Raw genomic sequence first — 15590 nt, 5'->3', positions numbered from 1 at the left:
TCAGGATGCGATCGCGTCGGGGGTTTTCTGATCGGGAAGAGCGGCGGCCAGGATCGCTTTTTCGGCGAACTGGTCGCGCGCGAGTTCGGCGCTGATGCGCCCGCCGCACATCACCAGGATGCGGTCGCAAATGCCCATCACTTCCGGCAGTTCGGACGAGACGACGACGATCGCCATGCCGTCTTCGGCAAGCTGGTAGAGCAGTTCGTAGATTTCCGCTTTGGCGCCGACATCGATACCGCGTGTCGGCTCGTCGACGATAAGCACGCGCACGCCCTGCTCCGACAGCCAGCGGCCGAGAATGACCTTCTGCTGGTTGCCACCGGAGAGGTTGATGATGTCCTGCTTGCGCGACGGCGTGCGCACCTTGAGCTTCTTGATGAAGGTCTCGGCGGTGGCGATCTCGCTAGCGCGGTTCAAGATTCCGAAGCGTGTGTGATGACGCCGCGACGAGATGTTGATGTTCTCCTCGATCGAGCGGCCCTGGATGATGCCGTCATGCTTGCGGTCTTCCGAGCACAAAACGATCCCGGCGCGGATCGCGTCATGCGGATCGGTGGCATGCACGACCTTGCCGTCCACGCTGATGCTGCCACCTGAGCGCGGGTCGGCGCCGAACACCAGCCGCATCAGTTCCGAGCGCCCCGCGCCGATCAGGCCGAAGAAGCCGACGATCTCGCCCGCCCTCGCCTCGAAGCTGGCGGGCGTCGTCAGTTTTACTCCGCAAACAGCGTCGACCTTCAGCCGGACATCGCCGGCCGGGCGTGGGCGAAACCCCCAGATATCGGAGATTTCGCGGCCGACCATTTCGGCGACGACCTGGTCGCGTGTGACGTTTTTCAGCGACGCATGGTGCGCCGCGAGCTTGCCGTCGCGCAGCACGGTCAGGCTGTCGCAGAGGCGGAACACTTCGTCCAGCCGGTGCGAGACATAGATGATTACCTTGCCCTCGCCGCGCAGGTCGTCGATCAGGGCAAACAGGATTTCGCTTTCGCGCGACGACAATGACGAGGTCGGCTCGTCCAGAGCGATGACGCGCGCGTCGAGCATGATCGCCTTGGCGATCTCGACCATCTGGCGCTCGCCGATCGACAGCGTCTTGACCTTGCGGCTGATATCGATGTCGATGCCGGCTGATTTCAGCTTGGCGCCAACATCGTCCAGCATCCTGGCACGGGCGATGATGCCGGCGTTGGCGGGGAAGCGGCCGAGGCTGAGGTTTTCGGCAACAGTGAGCTCGGGAACCAGCTGCAGTTCCTGGTGGATGACGATGACGCCATTGTCGAAGGCATCTCGCGTCGTTGCATAGGCTTGCATCTTGCCGTCGATGAGGATCTCGCCGTCATCGGCATGCTGGTCGCCGGACAGGATCTTGATCAGCGTGGATTTGCCGGCGCCGTTCTCGCCCATCAGGCCGTGCACGGCGCCCTTGTCGACGCCGAACGAGACGTCCGACAGCGCCTTGACGCCCGGATAGGTCTTGGTGATTTCCGAGAAGTCGAGAAAGGACATGGGGCGCCTATCCTTTTGCCATGCCAAACAGGCGGCGACTGTGAGCCGCCGCCTGTTTGTACAGGGAGGATTATTCGATGCCGAGACCCTTGCGGACCGTCTGGTAGTCGTCGCGCTTGGCCAGCGCACCGGCGGTCAGGATGAGCTTCTCGGGTTCCTTGTTGTTGGCGACCCAGTCATACATGTTGAGCGCAGTCTCGTACCCGTGACGCTTCGGCGAGATGATCACCGTGCCGACGAAGCCGGTGGCGGTCGGCTTCTTGAACTCGTTGATCGCCGAATCCGCGCCGCCAATGCCGACGCCGATCACGTTTTCGGCCGGGATGCCGACGCTTTCGGAAGCGCGCACGGCGCCGAGAACGGCTTCGTCGTTGAGGCCGAAGGAGACCCACTTCTTGATGTCGGCATGGGCGTTGAGTACCACCGTCGCCGCATTGAGCGCAGCCTCGGTATCGGTCTTGGCCTGCGGCGCGTCAAAGATGTTTTCGGCCTTGAAGCCGTTGGCCTTCAGCACCGAAATGGCGCCTTCGACCCGGTCGACGGCGGTCGGCAACTGATCATAGGAGACGCGGATGGCGCCGACCTCGTCGGCCTTCCAGCCGCGCGCCTTCATTTCGTCGACGATCGCCTGGCCGACGGCCTCGCCGATCTTGGTCGCCGAAATGCCCATATGCGGCACGTCTTCCAGCGCCTTCCCGTCTGCGCCGACCAGACGGTCATCAACCGTCATCAGCTTGAGATTGTTGGCGGCGGCCTTGGCGACGATGCCGGGGCCGAGCTTCACATCAGGCGTGCAGACGATGAAGCCTTGCGCGCCCTGCGCGCCGAGATTGTCGATCGCCGACATCAGCTTCTCACCGTCCTCGGCGCCGATCTTGACCAGGGTAAAACCCTTCTCCTTGGCAGCCTGGTCGGCGAACTTCCATTCGTCCTGGAACCACGGCTCTTCCGGCTGTTTGACGATGAAACCGATCTTGGTGTCCTGAGCATATGCAGCGATGGTCGTGACGGACAGCACGGCAAGGGCGCCCGCGACGAGCGCGGTCTTCAGAAGTCGCATGATTACCTCCCAGCGATGGCCGGGCGCTCAGCCCGGATGCAGAGTCTCTAATTCTTTTTATCATACTCGTCAATTGATCTGGTATGATAATTGAGCTACATGCTCCGACCAGGGATCGCTGGCGTAAATCATCCGCATCCGGTAAGGCCGGGGACGCGAGATCAGTGGTTTCGCCGCCTTGGAGGAGGGCTGAGGTGACCGAGACTTCGAAGAAGGCATCAGGCGACACCCGCCGCCCGCGCGTCATGCCCGATGTGACCAAGGCGCTTGCCTCAGACATCTTTTCCGGACGCTATCCCGCCGGCTCGTCCCTGCCGACCGAAAACGAACTCGGCGTCGAATATGGCGTCAGCCGCACCGTCATCCGCGAAGCGCTGAAGGTGCTGGCCGCCAAAGGGCTGGTGCTGTCGCGGCCGCGCATCGGCACGGTTGTATGTGAACAGGACAACTGGAACATCATCGACCCGCAGGTGCTGGCCTGGCACGCGCCGCATGCGCTGGACGACAAATTGTTCGACGCCATCCTCGAAACGCGCCGCGCCATCGAACCTCTGGTAGCTGAACTGGCGGCGACTCGTGCGACGCTGCAGGAGATCGCCGATCTCGAAGCCGCCTGGCGCGGCATGGCCAATGCCGGCGAGGATCTCGCCGCCTTCTCGCGCTCGGACATCACCTTCCACCAGATCGTCTATGCCGCGAGCCACAACCCGATCTTCCGCCAGATCGGCAATCTGATCGACACCGGGCTGAAATTCTCGCTCGAAGCAACGGCGACCATTTCGCTCGCCCGGCGCATGGAAGCGGTGGCGGCGCACCGCGAGGTGGTCGAGGCACTGCGCATGCGCGATGCCGCGGCAGCGCGTGCGGCGGCAGGCCGGATCCTCGACCTTGCGGCGCGCGACCTGGTCAGCGCCAAGAAACTCAAGAACAACTGAGACCAGCATGAAAATCATCTCGCTCACCACCTACATCGTCCCGCCGCGCTGGCTGTTCCTGAAGATCGAGACCGATGCCGGCGTCACCGGCTGGGGCGAGCCTGTGGTCGAAGGCCGTGCGCTGACGGTCGAGGCAGCGGTCAAGGAACTTGGCGATTATCTGATCGGCAAGGACCCGCGCCTGATCGAGGACCATTGGACGGTGATGCATCGCGGCGGCTTCTACCGCGGCGGGCCGATCCTGATGAGCGCCATTGCCGGCATCGACCAGGCGCTGTGGGACATCAAGGGCAAGGCGCTCGGCGTGCCTGTGCACGAACTGCTCGGCGGCAAGCTGCGCGACAGCATCAAGGTCTATTCCTGGATCGGCGGCGACCGGCCGGCGGAAGTGGCTGATGGCGCCAGGGAAGTGGTGGCGCGCGGTTTTCAGGCGCTGAAGATGAATGGCACCGAGGAACTGCAGATCGTCGACAGCCATGACAGAATAGATGCGGCTGTCGAACGAGTCGCCACGGTGCGCGAGGCCGTTGGGTCCAACATTGGCATCGCCGTCGATTTCCACGGCCGCGTCCACCGGCCGATGGCGCGCATGCTGGTCAAGGAGTTGGAACCCTACCGGCTGATGTTCATCGAGGAGCCGGTGCTGAGCGAAAATCGCGAGGCGCTGAAGGAGATCGCCGCCCTCGGCTCGACGCCGATCGCACTCGGCGAGAGGCTCTACAGCCGCTGGGATTTCAAATCGGTGTTCGAACAAGGCGCCGTCGACATCATCCAACCAGACCTGTCGCATGCCGGCGGCATCACCGAATGCCGCAAGATCGCAGCGATGGCCGAGGCCTATGACATTGCGGTGGCGCCCCACTGCCCGCTCGGCCCGATCGCGCTCGCCGCCTGCCTGCAGCTCGATGCCGTCAGCTACAACTGCTTCATCCAGGAACAGAGCCTCGGCATCCACTACAACGCCGCAAACGATTTGCTCGACTATGCCGCCAACAAGGACGTCTTCCGCTACGAGGATGGCTATGTCGCAATCCCCGATGGTCCCGGCCTCGGCGTCGAAATCGACGAGGACTACGTCAAGGAACGCGCCAAGGAAGGCCACCGCTGGCGCAACCCGGTCTGGCGTCACAAGGACGGCTCCTTCGCCGAGTGGTAGCCCGGCCGACTTGCGGCCAGGCCTTCAGGACCTCGGGTTCGATTTCGCGGTGGCGCCAGCGTAACGCAGGCCTCTGATGTGCCGCAGCGCCGAGCACCAGCGCATGGGAACCGTCGGCGCCGGCAAGCCGCAACTCGCTGACCGCCTGGGTTGCCGCAAGCGATCGAAAGCAGTCGCTATCCATGGAACATGGCGGATGTCCTGTTCTCATCGACCTTTTCTTGGCCCGCCAGCCGCGTCACCTGCCCGCGGCGTGCCGGCCTGCGTTCCTGCCGGAGAAGATGCAGCTGCCGAGAAATGTCCCTTCCAGCGCATTGTAGCCGTGATAGCCGCCGCCACCGCCGCCGGCCACCTCGCCTGCCGCATAGAGCCCGGCAATGGGTTCGCCATTGCCGTCGAGAACCTGCGAATTGAGATTGGTGTGCAGGCCGCCAAGCGTTTTGCGCGTCAGGATGTTGAGGCGCACCGCGATCAGCGGCCCGTGCCTGGGATCGAGTATCTTGTGCGGCTTGGTCACCCGGAAGATCTTGTCGCCAATGTAGTTGCGGGCGCCGCGGACGGCTGTGACCTGCGCATCCTTGGTATAGGCATGGTCGACCTCGCGATCGCGCGCCACGATCTGCGCCTTGAGCCGGTCGTAGTCGAGCAGATTGTCGCCTGACAGCGCGTTCATGCCGGCGACCAGGTCGGCCAGGTTGTCGCGGACGACGAAGTCCTCGCCCTTTTCCAGGAACGCTGCCACCGATGGTGGCGCCTTGCCGCCCCGCCGGTTCTTCAGCACGGCCCGCCAATCCTTGGCCGTAAAGTCTAGGTTTTGCTCCGAACCCGACAGCACGAACTCCTTCGAAGCGATCGTCTTGCTCAGCACGAACCAGGAATAATCGTGTCCCGTCGACAGGATACGCTTCAAGGTGCCGAGCGAATCGAAGCTCGGGAAGAACGGCGCCTCCATGCGTTGTCCCAGAGCATCGAACCATAGCGGCGACGGCGCCGACAGGATGCGGATGCCGTGGTTCGGCCAGATCGGATTCCAGTTCTTGATCCCCTCGACATAGTGCCACATGCGGTCGGCGTTGATGACGCCCCCGCCGGCGTCCTGGGTGATCGCCACCATGCGGCCGTCCACATGGTGCGGCACGCCGGCAACCATACGCTTCGGCGCTGGCCCCAGCCGCCCGACCGGCCAGACCTTGCGAACCAACTCATGATTGCCGCCGATGCCGCCGGAGGTGACGATCACGACACCGGCCGAAAGGTCGAAATCGCCGACGGCCGTGCGGCTCGACTGCTTGCCGCGCTCGACATCGGATGCCTCCAGGATTTCGCCCGCGACGCCGGTGACCGCGCCGTTGGTCTTGATCAGCCGGCTGACCTGATGACGGAATTTCAAAGTGATCAGCCCTTTGGCGACGTGCTCGCGCACGCGCCTTTCGAACGGCGCGACCACGCCCGGCCCAGTGCCCCATGTCAGGTGGAAGCGCGGCACTGAATTGCCGTGGCCATTGGCCAGCGCGCCGCCGCGCTCGGCCCAGCCGACCACCGGCCACCAGCGCATGCCCATGGCGTAGAGCCACGGCCGCATCTCGCCGGCGGCGAAATCGACATAGGCTTCCGCCACTTTCCTTGGCCAATGGTCCTCGGGCCGGTCGAACTGGGCAGAACCCAGCCAATCCTGCCAGGCGAGGTCGCGGCTGTCCTTGATGCGCAGGCGGCGCTGCTCGGGCGTGTTGACCAAAAACAGGCCGCCGAGCGACCAGAATGCCTGGCCGCCGAGAAAACCGCCACCCTCTTGCTCGACGATGATCACGCGCTTGCCGGCATCGCCGAGTTCCGCGGCTGCCGCCAGGCCGGCCAGCCCGCCGCCAACGATGATTGCGTCCGCGTCAGCCATTGTCGTAGCTCCTGTGCCGGCTTTTGTTTTCGAGATCGGATGCTCGTTGCTAGCCGCGCAGCGCGTTCCAGATGATGCGCGGCAGCTTCAGGAGGCTCGGCTGGTAGTTGAACTCGGTGATCAGGCGGCCGACCATGTGTGCCCTTTTGTGGGTCAGGAACCAGGCCGGCTTCGGCATGATGCGGAACGGCGCTTCGAGCACGCTGCGCTCCGGTCTGTCGAACAAATAGGTGTTGTGGACGACGCCGATGCCGCTCTGCACATCGTCGAGCGTGTGGCCAGGGAAAGCACCCCAGGTCGGGCGCAGCAGCGCGAACAGAACGCCGCTCCAGGAATTGATGCCGATGCCGCCATAGCGCAGTTCGGCAATGATTTCCTCGAAGCGCTGCCGGCCGATCTCGGCGATCGTCCTGGGATGGATGAGGATGTTGGCGGCAAGCGTGCCGTGCAGCTTTTCATTGGCGTAGGCGACAGCGGCGCGCAGATAGGATTCCGCATTGCCCGCCGGCAGCCGCATGACGCTGAGCGCCGGCGCGAACACCTCGGCATTTTCGAGATAGGTATCCGTGCCCGGCCGGAACGGCACCACCACGCAGGCCGGCCCGCCGGGCCGCTCGAATTTCTGTACGCTGTCGGCATGCGCCTCGAAGGCGGCGAGGCGCTCGGTCGCGCCGGGATAATAGGCCGGGCGCGACGGGGCTTTCTGCATCACCTTTTCGAGTGCTGCCAAAAGCGCATCGGATTTGCCCCAGCCTTCGGGCAACACGAGCATTTGGCAGGCGATGCAGTTGAAACCGGAATTGTTGAGCTTCTGGGTAGCGATCAGTTCGGCGTGGTAGGCGATATCGGCATCCGACCACGCACCGGGCACCACGATGGTGGGTGCCACGCCGCCAAGCTCCGAGGTGATACGCCGGCTGTTGCGTGGCGTGCCCGCCGCCTTGTTCTTGCGGCCCTCCTCGCCAGGCCCCCAGACGATCGCGTCATGCGAGGCGGCGGCACCGGTGATGTGGATGTCGTCGACGAGATCGTGGTTGCACAGATACGCGCCGACATCGGCGCCACCGCGCACGATGCGCAGCGCACCGAATTCGATCAGCGGCCGCAGCGCCGGCCGCAGGAAATCGATCAGATAGTCGTTGACTAGGTTCATCTTGAGCAGAACCACCTGGTGCTCGACCAAAAGCTTGTGCAGGCAGTCGAGCGGCGCGATCGAGGCGACGTTGCCGGCGCCGAGCACGAGGCCGATCTTGCCCTTGCGGCTGGTGCGCGGCGCGTCATAGGCCGAGGCGGTGTTTGCGGCGAGGTTCGCCTTGGTCACGCCGGGCTGCATCCAGATCTCGGCCTTCAGCCCGGTGAACAGCACCTTGTCCCAGAGCGAATTCGGAACCACCGTCACAGCCACCTGTCCGTTGGGCAAGGTGCGAACCGGCAGACTGTCAAGGAACTTCTTGCCCTCCATCAGGCTCAGCGTGTGGATGAACTGGTTGCAGCCATCCATCAGCGCCGCCGGGCCAGCCAGCCATTCCTCACCTTCCAGCGGCGAGCCGGTCGGGATGCCCTTCTTGCGCGTCGCGGTTTTGACCCACGCCTCGGCGACCTCGCGGATGTGATCCTTGACCTGCCGCAGCAAGGCGATCCGCTCGCCATTCGAGGTCTGCGCCCAGTCGTCCTTCCTGGCGTCGAGATCGGTGAGCGCGAGGTCGAGTTCGGCTGNTATCTCCTTGTTTTGACGCAATTCCGGACGGAAAACCGCTTCACACTTTTCCTGGAATTGCTCTACGAAAACGGCAGTGCGGCCCATTGCTCGACGAATTTCCCGCCGGAATAGACCTGGATCGAACCGAACTGCTGTAGCACGAATTCGCTCTGCGTCGGACGCAGGAAGGCGTAGTCGTCAGGCCCGACATTGACGTTGTCGGGCAGCGCCATGAATTGCTGATTGGTCGAAAAGCCGAACGTCTTGTCGGTCTTCATCCCCACGGGATGGACGGGCTTCGCCATCCATTTTCCGCCATAGAGAAAACAGCCGCGCCGCGGCAACAGCCCGAGCTTCTGCAGCAGCCAGGAGCGCTGGTCGAGGCCCGGCGCCTGGACATCGACCACTTTCAGGATCGGCGTCGCGATGAATGCGGCAGGCCGCAATTGGCTGAGGCTCGGCACATCGAAATCGGTCGGCAGCATAAAAGCCGATCCGATGGACAATTCATTGGCGCCGACCCAGCTGTCATAGAGCAATGCGGTGCTGCTGCCGCCAAGATTGAGGATCTTGCGCTGGTCGGCGGCAAGGCAAGCGACATACTGGCGAAACAGGCTGATCGCCTTGACGCGCGCCTTGGCCGGTCCTCCCAGCAGTTTGGGGATATGGCCGATATGCGCCTCGTAGGCCATGACGCCTTCGCATTTCAGCCGCGGGTAATTCGCCAACGCGGAAACTGCCCGGGCCAGTGAGTCGGGATCGCTGATACCGCCGCGATGAAGGCCGACATCGACCTCGAAGCAGACGCGCAGCTCGCGGTCGAGCTCGGCGGCAAGCGAGCCATAGGCGGCCAGCCGCTCCTCGGTATCGATCAGCCAGACGATGCGCGACGTAGCTTCGCCGAGCCCGGCGAGAACGCCCTTCGTCAGCGCGTGCCTGGCGCCGGCAACCGGCATCGGCTTGCCCAACAGGAGATCGACTTGGGGAAACACTTTCAGCATCTCGGCGCTGATCGGCAGATGAAAGGTCATCAGCCTGTCGGTCGCAAACGCCGCGCGGATATAGTCGATCAGCGGCAGGCATGGGAGCGACTTGTCGACGAGGCGCAGATCGAGGCCCGTGGCGAACTTCGCCTTGATCGCAGCGATGTTGTGATCGAGCCGGTCGAGATCGAGCACCAGGCAAGGCTGAAAGATCCCGGCTGCCCTGAGCGCGCCCGACATTTCCGCGAAATAGGTGTCGGTCAGGCTCATGCCGCGACGCCGAGCAGCCTGGCAATATAGGGCGACACGAAGCGGTTGTCCGGGTCCATCTCGCGGCGGACCGCCATCGCATCGTTCCAGCGCGGATAGAGCGCGCTCAATTCCCTTGATGTCAGGCTGTGCATCTTGCCCCAATGCGGGCGGCCGCCGCGCTTCCTGAAGATCGGCTCGGCGGCGTTGAAGAACGCCATCGGATCGCGCTCGACGCCGTGATGGATGGCGATGGAACAGGTTGGGCGCTTGTAGAAGGGGCTGAGCCAGACATTGTCGGGCGCGACGACGCGCACCTCCATCGGAAAATAGACCTCTGGAAACCGCGTCTCGAGCAGCGCAATGATTTCGCTGAGTGCGGCCGCCCCTTCCTCGAACGGCAGGTGGTATTCCATCTCGTTGAACTTGACGTTGCGCTCGGAGGTGAAGACCTTCAGCCACTCCTCGATATAATCCTCGGCCGGCACCTTGGCGAAGGCCGAGCCGATGAGACGGCGGCGCAGCCAAGGGAGCCAGCTGAGATAGTCGCGCAGTTTTCTCAGCGTCGTCACCGCATCGTCGTCTTCCGTCGGCGGACGCACCGTCGCCGGCGCCTCGGTGATGTCGCTGGCAATCAGCAGCGCCTGGCCCGAAAACGGCACGTAGTAGAACTCGGCCGAACGATGCGCCGTCATGGTGCTTTCGAATTGCGCAAGCACATCGGCGATCGGCGCCGTCCAGCGGCGGTGCCGCATCCGGTAGCTCGCCACGTTGCGGATCGTCACTTCGGTGACGGCGCCGAAAGCGCCGAGCGAAGCGCCCATGGCTTCGATCATGTCGGGGCTCTTGGCACGGTCGAACTCTTTCAGCGCGCCACGCCCGTCGACGATCTGCATCGCCTCGAGCTGGGTGTGGTACGCGCCAAGTGTGATGCCCGAGCCGTGCGTGGCGGTGCCGAGCGCCCCGCCGAACGCCTGCTTGTCGATGTCGCCCATGTTCGGCAGCGCCTGGCCGGCGCCGTGCAACAGCTTTGCCAGCGCGCCGATCTTGGTGCCGGCGCCGACCCGCGCCGTCAGTTTTTCGGGATCGTGCGACCTCAGGCCCTCGAAGCGGTCGAGCGACAGGATGGTGCCGTCATTCTTGACCAGCGGCGTAAAGGAATGGCCCGTGCCGACAAATCGAACTGGTCCCGGCGAGTTGCGAATGGCACCACTCAGCTCATCGAGACTCTGCGGTTCGGCAAAAGCATGCGGCGTGGCCGTGACATAGCCCGACCAATTGCTCCACTGGCTGATAGCCTCTCCCACGATCCCTCCCTGGGGCGCCGGCTTTGCCGGTCTTTCTCCTAGCGCTAGATAATATGATACATAGTCAGCTTTTCCGGATATGATACATTGTCAGCTTTCTGTCAACCTGGCAATCGGAGGTGTCTTGCGTCCGCGCCGGCCGCATTATCTACAGCGACGCACGCTGAGCCGGCGTCGGCATTGAACGCAAGTTCGTTGCCCCTTCAAGCCAGCCCAAACGTTTCCACGGCCCGCATGATGCCGCGCAATTCGGCCAAGCCCTTCAGGCGGCCGATCAGCGAGTAGCCGGGATTGATCCTTGTCTTGCCGATATCGTCGGCGAGCAGGTGGCCATGGTCCGGCCGCATCGGGATTTGCCAGTCGGCGCGGCCCTCCTTGCGGCGGCGCGCCTCCTCCTGCATCAGCGCCAGGATGACATGCGCCATGTCGGTGCCGCCTTCGAGATGCTCGGCCTCGTAGAACGAGCCGTCATCCTCGATGGTGATGTTGCGCAGATGGGCGAAGTGGATGCGGTCGGCGAATTCCTTGACCATGGCGACGATGTCGTTGTCGGCGCGCGTGCCGTAGGACCCGGTGCAGAACGTCAGCCCATTGGCCTGGCTGTCGACGGCATTGAGAATGAAACGCGCATCCTCGGCGGTCGAAACGACGCGCGGCAGGCCGTAGAGCGAAAACGGCGGATCGTCGGGGTGGATACACATGCGCACCCCCTCCTCTTCCGCCACCGGAATGATCTCGCGCAGGAACCACGCGAGGTTGTCGCGCAACTCCTTCGGCCCGATTCCGTCATAGTCCGCAAGCGCCTCGCGAAAACTGTCGCGGTCATACTTGCGCTCTGTAGCCGGCAGGCCGGCGATCAGATTGCGCTCGATCTGGTCCATCTTCTCTGGCGACAATTCCTTCAGCCGCGCTTCCGCCTGCGCAATACGCGCCGGCGTATAGCTGTCAGCACCGTTCTTGCGCTTCAGCACGAACAGATCGTAGGCGGCGAAATCAACGGCATCAAAACGCAGGGCGTAGCCTGTCGTCGGCAGACGGTAGGCTAGATCGGTGCGGGTCCAGTCCACCACCGGCATGAAATTGTAGCAGATCGTGGCGATGCCGGCCTTGGCCAGCGCGCGGATCGAATCGCGGTAATAGCCGGCATAGCGCTCGCGTTCCTGCGCGCCGATCTTGAAGGAATTATGGACCGGAATGCTCTCGACGACCGACCAGGTCAGTCCTGCTTCCTGGATAATGCGCTTGCGCTCCAGCACTTCGGCCTCAGGCCACGCCCGGCCGTCATAGATATGGTGGAGCGCCGAGACCACGCCGGTGGCGCCCGCCTGCTTGACATGATCGAGCGTCACCGGATCATCGGGCCCATACCAGCGCCAGCATTGTTCCATTTTCGGCTTTCCTTCTGCGAGAGGTTGGCAACTTATTGTTGGACCCCGATGGGAGTCGATAGAAAATGGAGGAGTTTTTAGAAATGACGGATTTCGACGGCAAGGTCGCCCTGGTGACGGGGACGACCGGCATTGGCCTGGCAACCGCCAGACGCCTTGCGGCCGGTGGCGCCGCAATCATCGCCTGCGGCATCGACCGCGCCGCCAACGCGTCATTGAAAGCGCAACTGGAAAGCACTGGAGCAGCAGCGCTGGTCATCGACACCGACGTCGCCGTTTCCGATCAGGTGCGCGACGCGGTCGCGGCTGGCGTCGCGAAGTTCGGCGGCCTGGATGTCATCGTCAACTCAGCCGCCGTCCATCCCTATGGCACGGCGACGACCACCGACTGGGAAACCTGGAACCGAACGATGACGGTCAATGTCGGCTCGATCTACCTGACCGCGCATTTCGGCATTCCGGAAATGATCAAGCGCGGAGGCGGCGCCATCGTCAACGTCGCCTCGGTGCAGGGCTTTGCCTGCCAGCAGAACGTCGCCGCCTATGCCACGACCAAGGGCGCCATCCACACGCTGACGCGCTCGCTGGCGCTCGACTACGCGGCATCAGGCATCCGCGTCAATTCGGTCAGCCCGGGCTCGATCCGCACGCCGATCCTGGAGAAGGCTGCGCGCGGTGACGGCGGCAGCGATGCCGATGTCGAAGAGGCCTACAAGCGCTTCGGCGCGGCGCATCCGCTCGGCCGTATCGGCGAACCGGAGGAAGTGGCGGAACTCATCGCCTTCCTGTGCTCGTCGAAGGCCGGTTTCTGCACCGGCGCGGACTACAGGATCGATGGCGGCCTGACGGCAGGTATTGGCGTGAAGTAGCGCTATGATGGCGTTCTACGCGCTTGCAGGCAATCGGTGTCCGACCGCGCTACAGCTTCCACATCCGCTTGGCATTGCCCGACAGCAGTTTCGTCCTCTCCTCAGGACTGGCGCCCGCGATCAGCGCGTGTGTCGCCGCCACCCAAGTGGCAAGGCCACCGCCAAGCGTGCACACCGGCCAGTCGCTGCCCCACACGACGCGGTCCCAGCCGAAAATGCCGATCGTGTGCTCGACATAGGGGCGCAAGGTCTCGACGGTCCATGAGCCGGCATCGGCATAGGCGACGACGCCGGAGATCTTGCCGATGACATTGGGACGCCGCGCGATCTCGGTCATATGCTCGCGCCACGGATGTTCCGCACTGGCCTTGATGTCGGGCACGCCGCAATGGTCGAGCACGAACTGCACATCCGGCGCCAGATCAGCGAGCGCAACCGCCCTTGGAATCTGATGCGGCAGGACGACGAGGTCGAAGGTCAGGCCGGTGCCGGCAAGCCGCTTGATGTTTTCGCGAAACAGCGCGCTGTCCGAAAGCTCGTCCGGCATGACGTGCAGCACGCGACGGAACCCCTTGACGAAGGGATCGGCCTGCTGGCGCTCGAGATAGGCGGCGAAACCGGCCTCCTCCGGGCGGCAGGAGGCGATCGCCCCGCGCAACAGACTGCCCTTCTCCAGCGACTGCGCCTTCACATGGCTGGCCTCGGCCTGGATGTCGGCTTCATCGACGTCGACCTCCATATGCAGCGCGGCCTCGATGCCGGCCCGGCGGGCCTGGATCGCATATTCTGCGTGCGGGAAATCGCGGTTGAGCGCCGGCTCGCGGCTGAGCCAGGGATAGCGCAGCGCCGAAAGGTCGATCAGGTGCAGATGAGTGTCGATGATCATGGCTGTCCTCCTCGGTGATTTCAGATCATCGCCAAATGCCTAAACCCAGCGCATGACACAAGCTTTGGCTCAGGCCCGCTTCGGGATCTCTTTGTCCTCGAGCAGCAGCGTCAGCCCCATGGCGACGAAATAGAGCGCCGCCACCCAGATGAACATCACGTTGAAGCCACTGGAGTAATGGTCGAGCACCACTTCGCGGATCGCGCCCGGCAGGCTCGATGCGAGGTGCGGCGTCAACCCGTTCAGGCCACTGGGCAGCAGGGCGGCGGCGTCTGCAGGAAGCTCGGCTGTCTGCCGGTTCAGCGCCCAGATCATCACCGCGCCGTTCAGCGCCAGTCCGAGCGAAGCTCCGAGCGTCCGCGCCTGGGTGATCAGCGACGTCACCGCGCCGATATCCTGCAGCGGTGCTGCCGCCTGGATCGCCACGATCAGCACCTGGAACTGCAGGCCCATGCTGATGCCGAACACTGCCATCATCGTCGCCAATACCCAGATCGGCGTATGCTGGTTGGTGAGGACGAAGCCCAGCATCAGAAACCCGCCAATACCCATGGCGACCACCGGCATCCATTTGTAGCGTCCGGTTGCGGCGATCACCCGCCCGGCCACGATCGAGATGACCATGGACGTGAGCGACGCCGGCAGGAACAGGAAGCCGACTTCGGCGGGGCTCAGGCCCGTCAGCGTCTGCATGTAGAGGGCGAAATAGAAGAACATGCCCAGCGTCACCGTTCCGGCGACCAGCGACACGCCCGAGACGATGCTGACCGTCGAATTGCCGAACAGCCGCAGAGGTACGATCGGCTCTTCGGCCCGCCGCTCGACCATGACGAACAAGGTGATGGCGACCAGCGCCAGCAGCGGCAGCGCGAAGGTGATGAGGTCCGGTCCGCTGGGGTCGAGCACGTGATAGCCCCAATAGACGATCGCCGTCGTGCCGGTGGCGAGCAGCACGCCGCCGAGATAGTCGATGCGGTGCCGCTTTTCGTTGAACCGGCTGCGCATGGCGAAGGCCAGCACCGCCAGCACGATGATCCCTATCGGCAAATTGACCAGGAACACCCAACGCCAGCCGAACAGGCTGGTGATGTAGCCGCCGGCCAGCGGGCCGAGCACCGACGACAGCGCGAACACCGCCGAACTGTAGCCCTGATATTTGGCGCGGTCGCGCGGCGAAAACAGTTCGCCGATCATCGCGAAGGCCGAAACCATCAACCCACCCCCGCCGATACCCTGCAGCACGCGCGCGGCGATCAAGCTCTCCATCGACCATGCCATGCCGCAGACCAGCGAGCCCAGCAGGAACAGGCCGATCGCCGTCAGCACGACATTCTTGCGGCCATACATGTCGCCAAGCTTGCCGTAGAATGGCGAGACCGCGGCGGTCGAGAGCAGGTAGGCGGCACCGACCCAGCCGAACAAATGCAGATTGCCGAGTTCGCCGGCAATGGTGGGCAAGGCGGTGACGACGATCTGCATGTCGATGGTTGCCATGAACATGGCGATCAGCGCGCCGAAATAGACGATCAAGGTCGTAAGGTCGGGCCTGACTTGGGCCTCCACGGGCGCTGTGTCCGGCAGCGTCTGCTCGACAGTCATCGGTGTCTCCGTAACTTGGGGCGCGATTTATGTGCCCACAGCCGAGAGGTGTCAAC

Annotated in this window: 12 protein-coding genes; 3 read left to right on the top strand and 9 right to left on the bottom strand. The window is 63.7% G+C overall.

Features of this window, described 5'->3' with window-relative positions:
* Complete coding sequence (araG, locus tag X733_RS161015; protein ID WP_023817865.1) at positions 1–1512, bottom strand: L-arabinose ABC transporter ATP-binding protein AraG; 1512 nt, start codon at positions 1510–1512, stop codon at positions 1–3.
* Positions 1513–1582: 70 nt separating this feature from the next.
* Positions 1583–2572, bottom strand: coding sequence for an arabinose ABC transporter substrate-binding protein (locus X733_RS161020; RefSeq protein WP_023668118.1), 990 nt, complete (start codon positions 2570–2572; stop codon positions 1583–1585).
* Positions 2573–2817: 245 nt separating this feature from the next.
* Between X733_RS161020 and X733_RS161025 the strand changes: the two genes are divergently transcribed.
* Both X733_RS161025 and dgoD read left to right on the top strand, forming a co-directional pair.
* Positions 2818–3507, top strand: coding sequence for a FadR/GntR family transcriptional regulator (locus tag X733_RS161025; RefSeq protein ID WP_245259915.1), 690 nt, complete (start codon positions 2818–2820; stop codon positions 3505–3507).
* A 7-nt stretch (positions 3508–3514) separates the two neighbouring features.
* Positions 3515–4663, top strand: coding sequence for a galactonate dehydratase (dgoD, locus tag X733_RS161030; RefSeq protein WP_023817864.1), 1149 nt, complete (start codon positions 3515–3517; stop codon positions 4661–4663).
* 238 nt (positions 4664–4901) lie between these two features.
* Here the strand turns inward: dgoD and X733_RS161035 are convergent, their stop codons facing one another.
* The 5 genes from X733_RS161035 to uxuA all read right to left on the bottom strand — a co-directional run bounded on the left by X733_RS161035 (position 4902) and on the right by uxuA (position 12180).
* Positions 4902–6554 (bottom strand): FAD-binding dehydrogenase, encoded by a 1653-nt coding sequence (locus X733_RS161035; protein ID WP_023815859.1) that lies wholly within the window; start codon positions 6552–6554, stop codon positions 4902–4904.
* A 49-nt stretch (positions 6555–6603) separates the two neighbouring features.
* On the bottom strand, positions 6604–8358 hold the full coding sequence (locus X733_RS161040) for an aldehyde dehydrogenase family protein (protein WP_023817863.1): 1755 nt from the start codon (positions 8356–8358) through the stop codon (positions 6604–6606).
* A complete protein-coding gene (locus tag X733_RS161045; RefSeq protein WP_031193055.1) occupies positions 8334–9506 on the bottom strand; it encodes an alanine racemase in 1173 nt (390 codons plus the stop codon). The genes X733_RS161040 and X733_RS161045 overlap by 25 nt, the downstream gene beginning before the upstream one ends.
* Complete coding sequence (locus tag X733_RS161050; RefSeq protein ID WP_023817861.1) at positions 9503–10792, bottom strand: D-arabinono-1,4-lactone oxidase; 1290 nt, start codon at positions 10790–10792, stop codon at positions 9503–9505. Before X733_RS161050 ends, X733_RS161045 begins: the two co-directional genes overlap by 4 nt.
* 203 nt (positions 10793–10995) lie before the next feature.
* Positions 10996–12180, bottom strand: coding sequence for a mannonate dehydratase (gene uxuA, locus X733_RS161055; RefSeq protein ID WP_023714602.1), 1185 nt, complete (start codon positions 12178–12180; stop codon positions 10996–10998).
* An 83-nt stretch (positions 12181–12263) separates the two neighbouring features.
* Here uxuA and X733_RS161060 point away from each other — a divergent pair, with 83 nt between their 5' ends.
* Positions 12264–13049, top strand: coding sequence for a glucose 1-dehydrogenase (locus tag X733_RS161060; RefSeq protein ID WP_023714603.1), 786 nt, complete (start codon positions 12264–12266; stop codon positions 13047–13049).
* Positions 13050–13098: 49 nt separating this feature from the next.
* Here X733_RS161060 and X733_RS161065 read toward each other — a convergent pair whose 3' ends face one another.
* Positions 13099–13935 (bottom strand): amidohydrolase, encoded by an 837-nt coding sequence (locus X733_RS161065; RefSeq protein WP_023817860.1) that lies wholly within the window; start codon positions 13933–13935, stop codon positions 13099–13101.
* Positions 13936–14004: 69 nt separating this feature from the next.
* Positions 14005–15534 (bottom strand): MDR family MFS transporter, encoded by a 1530-nt coding sequence (locus X733_RS24785; RefSeq protein WP_031193053.1) that lies wholly within the window; start codon positions 15532–15534, stop codon positions 14005–14007.
* Positions 15535–15590 lie beyond the last annotated feature (56 nt).

Source organism: Mesorhizobium sp. L2C066B000, from assembly GCF_000502335.1.
Classification (GTDB): Bacteria; Pseudomonadota; Alphaproteobacteria; order Rhizobiales; family Rhizobiaceae; genus Mesorhizobium.
Note: the sequence above shows the minus strand (reverse complement) of the source record. Positions and strands in the feature narration are given on the sequence as shown.